This window comes from Streptomyces sp. adm13(2018), assembly GCF_008042145.1.
Lineage (GTDB): Bacteria > Actinomycetota > Actinomycetes > Streptomycetales > Streptomycetaceae > Streptomyces.
In genome coordinates this window covers 1-1,724 of the sequence record NZ_RDBH01000341.1, presented here as the reverse complement: position 1 = coordinate 1,724, position 1,724 = coordinate 1, and the positions used below count along the sequence as shown (strand labels likewise).

The following is a 1,724-nucleotide window of genomic DNA, read 5'->3' as shown; positions in this document are numbered from 1 at the left end:
CTTCCCCACCCCGAGTGAGGTTCTCCTTGCGCATCCTCTTCGTCACGGGCGGCAGCCCTGCCACCGTCTACGCGCTCACCCCGCTGGCCACCGCGGCCCGCAACGCCGGCCACGACGTGCTCGTCGCCTCCAACCAGGAGACGATGGCGGCGATCGCCGGCGCCGGACTCGCCGGTGTCTGCGTCTCCGACGTCCCCATCCGCCACCACATCACCACCGACCGGGACGGCACGCCGGTCCTTCCGTCCGACGACCCCGACGTCCGGATGCGGTCCATCGGCCACGCCTTCGGCCGCATGGCGGCGCTCTACCAGGAGCCCCTCCTTCAGCTGGCCCGCACCTGGCGCCCCGACGTCGTCGTGGGCGGCACCCTCACCTACTCGGCCGCCGTCCTGGCCGCGCGCATCGGAGTGCCCTACGTACGCCAGGCGTGGGACTCCGGCGAGCCGCAGGCCGTCGACGTGGCGGCGGAGATCGAGATGCGGCCCGAACTCGAGGCGCTCGGCCTCGACGGCATCCCGGCACAGTCGCTGTGGATCGACGTCTGCCCGCCCAGTGTGCGTGACCCCGAAGCCCCCCAGGGCGTCTCGATGCGGTGGATCCCCTGCAACGAACAGCCCCAGATCGAGCCGTGGATGTACACCAAGGGGTCCGCGCCCCGGGTCGCCATCACCGCCGGCACCAAGACCGCCCCCGGCTACTTCTTCGACTACCTCGTCGAACTGGTCCGCAAGCTGGCGCCTCTCGAGGCCGAGCTGCTGGTCAGCGCACCGGCGGCGGTCGCCGACGAGCTGAGCGCCGCGACCGGCACCAAGGTCGGCTGGCTGCCCTTCGACACGGTGGCGAGGACGTGCGACCTCCTCGTCCACCACGCGGGCGGCGGCACGGCGCTGACCGGCATGGTCCATGGCATCCCGCAGCTCCTCGTCCCCAACATGCCCAAGCTGGTGGCCCCTTCGCAGCGGCTGGCCGCGTACGGCTCCGCGCGCTGCGTCATGCCGGGCGACGACACCCCGGACGCGCTGGCCGGCGCGGCGGAGGACCTGCTGACCCGGGAGACCTACCGCGAACGGGCCGGGGCGCTCGCCGACGAGGCCAGGGCCATGCCCGTACCCGCCGAGGTGCTGAACGTGATCGAGAAGCTGGTCTGAGCCGTGTTCTACCACGTGTGCTTCGTCGTTCCCGACATCCAGCGGTCCATGGACGACCTGACGCGCAGCGTCGGCGCCGAGTGGTCGGGAATCCTCGAGGACTCCCTGGGCGAGTGGGACTACCGGCTCGCCTTCACCCGTGGCGGGCCGCCCTACATCGAGCTCGTCCAAGGCCCCGAGGGCAGCCCGTGGGACTCGTCCCTGGGCGCCCGCTGCCACCACCTCGGCTACTGGACCGAGGACGTCACGGCGAGCTCCGCGCGCCTGTCCGAAGCGGGCTTCGCCCAGGAGTTCAGTGCCTGCCCGCTGGGCCGGCCGTACACCTACCACAAGGTCGAGAGCCTCGGCATCGACCTGGAGATGATGGACGCCTCCCGCCGGCCGCGCTTCGTGGCGTCCTGGGACCCGGGCGCCCCCCACATGCCCGCCTTCGACGCGGCTCCCCCCACCGAACTCACCTGACCGGAACGGAACACCCATGCCCAACGAGAACTCCGGTGTCCTGGTCGTCGGGGGCAGCACGGTGGGGCTGTGCACCGCCCTGTTCCTGTCCCGGGCAGGCGTCCCCTGCAC

The 1,724-nt window shown here is 72.0% G+C and carries 2 protein-coding genes; both read left to right on the top strand.

Going from position 1 to position 1,724, the window contains the following annotated elements:
- The coding region (locus EAO70_RS37445) for a glycosyltransferase (RefSeq protein WP_261993262.1) at window positions 1-1,151 on the top strand (1,151 nt) is incomplete at its 5' end.
- Window positions 1,152-1,154: 3 nt separating this feature from the next.
- A complete protein-coding gene (locus EAO70_RS37440) occupies window positions 1,155-1,613 on the top strand; it encodes a VOC family protein (RefSeq protein WP_148007215.1) in 459 nt (152 codons plus the stop codon).
- Window positions 1,614-1,724: the final 111 nt, after the last annotated feature.